The organism is Cetobacterium sp. (genome assembly GCF_977044495.1).
The window spans coordinates 78,212-85,585 of sequence record NZ_CDRRQU010000005.1; the positions used below are offsets into that span (position 1 = coordinate 78,212).

Consider the following 7,374-nt stretch of genomic DNA (forward strand, 5'->3'; position numbering starts at 1 on the left):
AAATATCGGAAAAATTATAAATAAATAGTACATATAGTTCAAAAAAAACTTGACTATAAAAAGATATGGTAGTATATTTATGAATGTAAATAAACATTTTATAATTGAAATAATTTTTAAAAAACAATTTTGGAGGGTAACAATGAGTAAAAAAGAAAGAAGTGGAAATAAAATGAGCTTTCCACATACATACGTAATTATTTTTGGATTAATTATTTTTGCTGTATTATTAACTTGGATAGTTCCAGCAGGGAATTTTCCAAGAGTAAAAGATGCTGTAACTGGAAAAACTGTTATTGTTGCAAATCAGTTTACTTTTATAGAGAATACACCAGTTAGTTTTTTAGATATTCCATTTAAAATTGTAGATGCGTTAAATAAATCTAGCAGTATAATATTTTTAGTTTTAATTGTTGGAGGAGCATTTCATGTGATTATAAAAACAGGGATGTTTCAAGCTTTGACATCTAAAGTAACTAAAGTATTTTCAAATAAAGATCAACTCCTGATACCAGCTTTTACAACAATATTTGCCATAGCTTGCATGAGTATGGGAGTTAACACGTTTATTGGATTTGCACCAGTTGCAATAATTTTAGCAAGATCAATGGGGTATGACGCAATAGTTGGAATATCTATGGTAGCTTTAGGAGGGGCTATTGGTTTTAGTACAGGAACATTTAACCCATTTACAACAGGGGTTGCTCAAGCATTAGCAGGATTACCAATGTTTTCTGGATTAGGTTATAGAATTTTTTGTTTAGTTGTATTTTTAGTTGTAACAAATATCTATATATTAAGTTATGCTAAAAAAATAAAGAAAAATCCAGAATTAAGCGTTGTTAGAGACTTAGAAAAATTGGAAAACAATATGGAGAGTGAAGGAAATACTATGCCAGAAATAGAGAAGAGACACTACTTAGTATTGGCAATTGTAATTGGATTATTTACATTGCTAATATATGGTGGAGCGGCATGGCACTGGGGTCTAAATCAGAGTGCTGCACTATTCATCTGGATGGCTATTTTGGGAGGATTAGCTTATGGGTTTTCACCAAGCACGATTGCAAAAGAATTTGTGCAGGGAGCAAAAGCCTTAGTATTTGGAGCTTTAATAATAGGAATAGCTAGAACAATATCTATAATATTAGATGATGGAAAAATTTTAGATACGGCTGTTTATTATTTAGGGAATATGTTAGCATCTTTACCACACGTGTTACAATCTATAGGGATGTTTTTAATGCAATTATTTATAAATGGTTTGGTTACTTCAGGAAGTGGTCAAGCAGCGGTAACAATGTCGATAATGTTACCAGTGGCAGATATGATAGGAATGACTAGACAAACAGCAGTTTTAGCATTTAATTTCGGAGATGGATTTAGCAACTATGTTCTTCCAACGTCGTCGGCATTGATGGGATTTTTAGCTATAGCTAATGTATCCTATGAGGATTGGATGAAATATATGGGGAAATTGTTTTTAATATGGATAGTGACGGGATCAATACTTATAATCGTAGCGAATTGGATAGGATATGGACCATTTTAGTTAAAGGAGAGATTATGAAGCAGGAAATTTTAGAAAATATTGATGAATTGAAAAGCGATTTAATTGGATTAGGGGATTTTATTTTTGATAATCCAGAACTTGGACTAGAAGAGTATAGAAGCTCAAAAGAGATAACAGATTTTTTAAAAAAAAATGGTTTTAAAGTAGAGATGGGAATAGGTGGATTTGAAACAGCTTTTAGGGCTGTTTATGAGGTCGGAAAAAATGGTCCATCTATTGGATTGTTGTGCGAATATGATGCATTGGAAGGAATGGGACATGCGTGTGCACATCATATGCAGGGACCAAGTATAGTAGGAGCAGCTTTAAGTATAAAAAATAAATTGAAGAGTAAAGAATATAAAATTGTAGTTTATGGTACACCAGCAGAGGAAACAATAGGTGCAAAAGTAAAAATGTTAGAAAATGGTTGTTTTAATGATATAGATGTTGCTTTGATGATGCATGGTGCTCCGGATACAACAACAGATATAAAATCGTTGGCTTTATCAAATTTTACAGTAAAATTTCATGGAGTTAGAGCTCACGCAGCTTTAGCACCAGAAAAAGGTAGGAGTGCTTTAGATGGAATAATATTATTATTTCAAGGAATTGAATTTTTAAGAGAACATGTGAGAGAAGATGTAAGAATACATTATACTATAACAAATGCAGGAGGGCCTGCAAATGTTGTTCCAAAGTATGCGGAAGCAAATTTTAGTATAAGGTGCTATAATAGGGTTTATCTGGATCATGTCATTGAAAGATTCAAAAAAGTTGTACAGGGTGCATCTCTTATGACAGAAACGGACTATGAAATTGTAGAAACAAAAAGATTAAACAATAAAATACCTGTTTTGAAGCTTAATAAAGTTCTTATGAGCAATGCAGAATTGGTAAACGCTCCGAGGTTATCTCCTCCTAGAGAAAAAACAGGTTCTACAGATTTTGGAAATGTAATGTATCATGTACCGGGATCATGTATAAGAATAGCTTTTGTCCCTGAAGGAACCTCATCCCATTCGGACGAATTTTTATGTGCTGGAAAAAGTGAAGAAGCACACAATGCTATAATATTTGGAGCAAAAATTTTAGCAGGAACTGCATATGATTTAATAACTAATGCAGATTTATTGAATGAAGTTTTAACCGAATTTAAGCTCAATAAAGAAAAAAGTGAAAAAATGTAAATTAGGTTATTGAAAAATCACATTTAAAATACTATACTTATGGAGTATAGATGGAGGTGTGATAATTGAAGATAGGAATATTTTATAGCAGTGCTAGAGGTAAAAGTGAGTTCACAGCCACTTTGATAAAGGATTTATTAAAAGAAAATTGTGATGTATATAAAATAGCGGATGATAATGCTATTGTAAGTTTAATGAAGTATAGAAAATTAATTTTCATTGTTCCAACTTATGGTTTTGGTGAGCCACATGAGGATTGGAAAAAAGGAATTGAAAAAATTTCAAAAGTAGATTTTGAAGGGAAATTCGTTGGAATCATAGGCAGAGGAAACCAAGGTTTTTATGCAGCTACATTTGTGAATGGGATGAAACCACTGTATGATATTTTAGTTGAAAAGAAAACCAGCATAGTCGGTTTTACAGAAACTAAGGGATATGATTTTGTAAAGAGTAGTGCAATTGTTGAAGGGAAATTTGTTGGACTACCTTTGGATGAAATATTTATGCTTCAAGAAACAAAAGAAAAGCTAAAAAAGTGGATAAAAAACAATTTTGGTGAGTTTTTAAATGAAGAATAAACAAAGATATTTTGAGTTTATAGATGTTTTTCAAAACCAAAGAGATTTTTTTAAGTGCCATGAGATTTTAGAGGAGATTTGGATAGAGGAGACTAAATGCGAAACTAGAAAACACCTAGCAATAAATCTCTTGTTAATATCTGTTGAGTTATATCATTGGAGAAATAAAAATTTTAGAGGTGCTATTCAAGTTTTAGAAAACTCGTTAAACAATTACGATGAAATATCCACGGAATTAGAGATAATAAATATAGATTCAAAACGTTTGAAACAAATAATTTTAGATGTTATAGAAAATTTAAAAAACAAAAAAGATTATGAGGAAGTTTATCTTCCAATATTTAATTAAAAAAACCAGAGAAAATCTGGTTTTTTTAATTAATATATCAAATTATTTAAATCGTAACGAATAACATTTGAAAATTTGTCTTCTAAAATTTTTTTAATAATATCTCTTTCGTCATCATAAAAAGTAGAGCTATCGTATTCTCTCATTCTGAGAGTATAATTTTCATTAAATTCAAAATGTCTAGTAGAAGGCGTAGAGCTTTGGGTATAAATCTTATAGTAACCACTTACAGTAACTTTTTTACGAGTAGTAAAAATTTTTTCTTTTTCTCTAGTAACTTCTTTTGTCTCAAGAGTTCGTACATAAATATTGGAAAAATTAAAATCTATAAGATAATTTTTAGAATTGAGTCTTGGAAAAGAGTTAAAACCTCTAAAAATTACATAATTTCCCAAGTTTCTATTAATATTCATATCGGCAGCATATCTTAGAGCGTCTGTCAGGAGGTAATCCAGTTGAGAAAACCCTCTAAAAGATGAATTGATATAAAGATTAACAGTTACATCACCTTCTAATTTAAAAATAGCACTATTTATAATGTAGCTATTTATATATGTGTTTATTTTTTTATAAAAATCTATATTTTGAATTTTTTGACTACGATTTATATATATTTTTTCATCTTTTAAAACAAAATCCTCAAAAATTTTAGTAATTTTAACTTTAGATTTATTAAAATCATTGTAGTCAACCGTTATGGTAGGAAATTTAGATTGTATTTTTTTAAACTCCTCAACAGTTAAAAGATATAGATTGAGCGTGTTTAAATCTTGTTTAGTAAAATATTTATTTTTTAAAATTCTATTTTTGATGCCAGTTATTTCAAAATATTGTTTTTGATATTGTAGTATTCCAAGTTGGGATTCGGGGGAATATTCCAAACCAGATATCAGTTTTACGGTTCCATCTGTTGTTATTCCATGAGAGTTATATATATTTATAGCACTTGAAATCTTATTGTTACCAATAGAGGTCATAATAGCACTACATCCAAAAAAAAGTGTTAGAAAAAAGCTAATAGCAATGTACTTAATACAAGTCGAATTTTTCATAGAAATCTCCTTTATTTTTACTTATGGAATATATTTTGATTATAACATATTAAAAGTTAAAAATAATAGATATTTTTTCACAAGAACCATTGAAGTTTATATATAGATGTGGTATTATAGAAGGTGTAGACTCTACTTTGGGTAGAATTTACACTTTTTTTTTAAAAAATATGGAGGTTTCTTATGAAGCAAATTTTGATAAAAAATGCATATATAGTGTCAATGAATAAAAAAAGAGAAATTTATAATAATGGTTCGATTTTAATTGAAAATGATTTGATAAAGGCGATTGGAAAAGTTGAAAAGGAATTACTTTCAGAAGAGATTGAAATAATTGATGCAAAGGGAAAGATAGTATTACCTGGTTTAGTTAATACTCATGTCCACCTATCCCAACAGTTAGGAAGAGGAATAGCGGATGATGTAGATTTATTAACTTGGTTAAGAGAAAGAGTTTGGCCTTATGAGAGTAATTTTGATTATGAAAGTTCGTTGATTTCCTCGACTGCTTGTTGTGTAGAGATGATAAAATCTGGAGTTACAACATTTTTAGAAGCGGGGGGTCAATTTGTAGAAGCTATGGCAGAAGCAGTGAAAATTACAGGGTTACGTGCAGCATTATCGAAATCAGTTATGGATGATGGTATAGGATTGCCAGAAAAATGGATAAAGACGGCAGATGAAGAATTAAAAGTTCAAAGAGAACTGTATGATAAATATAACAACACAGCAGATGGAAGAATTAGGATTTGGTTTGGATTAAGAACTATTTTTAATAATTCTGATGAATTAATAGTAAAAACAAAAAAGATAGCGGATGAATTAAATACAGGAATTCATATGCATATAGCTGAAATAGCAGAGGAAAATGATTATGTGAAACTAAATAGAGGGAATTCAACCGTTGAACATCTTCATAAACTAGGAGCTTTAGGACCAAATTTATTAGCGGTACATACAGTATGGCTAACAGATAGAGAGATAGATTTATTCAGGCTATATGATGTGAAAGTCTCACATAATCCAGCAGCAGCAATGAAGGTTGTGCTGGGGTTTGCAAGGATACCGGAAATGTTAGAGAAGGGACTAAACGTATCTATCGGAACGGATGGAGCACCTTCAAACAATAGAATGGATATGATGAGAGAGATGTACTTGACCTCTCTAATCCATAAAGGAAGAACATTGAATCCAAAAGCTGTACCAGCAGAACAAGTATTGGAGATGGCAACTATAAATGGTGCCAAATGTGCGTTACTGGAAAATGAAATAGGAAGTCTAGAAATTGGAAAGAAAGCAGATTTAATAATTTTAAATCCAAATACAATACATTCTTTACCACTTCATGATCCAATAGCTAATATTGTTTATACAATGTCCAGTGAAAATGTTGAATCTACAATGTGTAATGGAAAATGGTTGATGAAAGATAGAGAAGTTTTGGTCTTAAACGAAAGAGAGCTGATTGAGAAGCTAAATAGAAAGTCTAAAGATATAAAAAATAAAGCAAATATAGTTTTACCAAATAGATTTCCTGTAATAGATATAATATAATTGGAGGGTTAACAAAGTGGAAAAAGTAGTAGAAAAGAGGAGTATGTTTCTTGATGTATTGGAAAAAATATTTAAAGTTGAAGAGAGAGGAAGTTCGATAAAAACAGAGGTTTTAGGAGGGCTTACGACATTTTTGACAATGGCATATATAGTTTTTGTAAATCCAGCTATTCTTTCTGCAACTGGAATGGATAAAGGTGCACTTATAACAGTAACTTGTTTGGCAACGGCAATTGGAACAGGAATTGCTGCTTTATGGGCAAATGCACCATTTGCTTTAGCACCGGGAATGGGATTAAATGCATTTTTTACTTATACATTAGTTTTAGGGCAAGGAGTTTCTTGGGAAGATGCGCTAGGAGTTGTGTTTATATCGGGGTTATTTTTTCTAATTATGACATTGGGAGGAATTAGAGAGAAAATAGCCAATGCAATCCCTAGTGTGGTTTCTACAGCAGCGACTTCAGGAATAGGTCTTTTTATAGCTTTTATTGGATTGAAAAACATGGGAGTAATTGTTGCAAATGATGCTACTTTTGTAGGACTAGGAGATTTTTCAATATTGACAGTACTAGGAATTTTAGGTTTGGCAATTATGGCTATTTGTGAGATAAAAAAAATAAAAGGTGGAATTTTAATAAGTATTGCAATAACAACGATTATTGGAATATTTCTGGGAATTGTTGAAGTTCCGAAGGCAATTATTTCAATGCCCCCGTCAGTGAATCCTATTTTTATGAAAGTAAATATATTAGGAGCGTTGCGAATATCATTAATAGGCTCGATATTTTCATTTATGTTTATAGATTTATTTGATTCACTTGGATTTATGATGGCTTGTTACAAAAATATGGGATTGGTTCAAGGGGATGAAGGTGCCAAAGGTTTAAAAAGGATGTTACAAGTAGATGTATCTTCAACACTGATTGGAGCAGTTTTAGGGACTAGTACAGTAACATCATTTGCAGAGTCAGCAGCTGGAATTTCTGCAGGAGCTAGAACGGGATTGGCTTCCTTAATCACGAGTGGTTTATTCCTATTAGCTTTATTATTTACCCCAATAGTTGGGATAGTACCAGGATATGCATCCGCTCCAGCA

At 31.1% G+C, this 7,374-nt stretch carries 7 protein-coding genes; 6 read left to right on the forward strand and 1 reads right to left on the reverse strand.

Features of this window, described 5'->3' with window-relative positions; translation table 11 throughout:
- Positions 1-142: 142 nt before the first annotated feature.
- The 4 genes from ACWI69_RS02410 to ACWI69_RS02425 all read left to right on the forward strand — a co-directional run bounded on the left by ACWI69_RS02410 (position 143) and on the right by ACWI69_RS02425 (position 3,669).
- Complete coding sequence (locus ACWI69_RS02410; protein ID WP_448820261.1) at positions 143-1,552, forward strand: YfcC family protein; 1,410 nt, start codon at positions 143-145, stop codon at positions 1,550-1,552.
- Between the two features lie 14 nt (positions 1,553-1,566).
- Positions 1,567-2,742, forward strand: coding sequence for a M20 family metallopeptidase (locus ACWI69_RS02415; protein ID WP_448820262.1), 1,176 nt, complete (start codon positions 1,567-1,569; stop codon positions 2,740-2,742).
- Between the two features lie 65 nt (positions 2,743-2,807).
- Positions 2,808-3,320: a flavodoxin domain-containing protein gene (locus ACWI69_RS02420; RefSeq protein ID WP_448820263.1), complete on the forward strand. Its 513-nt coding sequence runs from the start codon at positions 2,808-2,810 to the stop codon at positions 3,318-3,320.
- Positions 3,310-3,669: a DUF309 domain-containing protein gene (locus ACWI69_RS02425; protein ID WP_448820264.1), complete on the forward strand. Its 360-nt coding sequence runs from the start codon at positions 3,310-3,312 to the stop codon at positions 3,667-3,669. Before ACWI69_RS02420 ends, ACWI69_RS02425 begins: the two co-directional genes overlap by 11 nt.
- 29 nt (positions 3,670-3,698) lie before the next feature.
- Here ACWI69_RS02425 and ACWI69_RS02430 read toward each other — a convergent pair whose 3' ends face one another.
- Positions 3,699-4,721: a hypothetical protein gene (locus ACWI69_RS02430; protein WP_448820265.1), complete on the reverse strand. Its 1,023-nt coding sequence runs from the start codon at positions 4,719-4,721 to the stop codon at positions 3,699-3,701.
- A gap of 183 nt (positions 4,722-4,904) precedes the next feature.
- On the opposite strand from ACWI69_RS02430, the gene ACWI69_RS02435 reads away from it, so the two are divergent.
- Together ACWI69_RS02435 and ACWI69_RS02440 are read left to right on the forward strand one after the other, a co-directional pair.
- Complete coding sequence (locus ACWI69_RS02435; RefSeq protein WP_448820266.1) at positions 4,905-6,275, forward strand: amidohydrolase; 1,371 nt, start codon at positions 4,905-4,907, stop codon at positions 6,273-6,275.
- A gap of 43 nt (positions 6,276-6,318) precedes the next feature.
- On the forward strand, positions 6,319-7,374 hold a 1,056-nt coding region (locus ACWI69_RS02440), incomplete at its 3' end, for an NCS2 family permease (protein WP_448820270.1).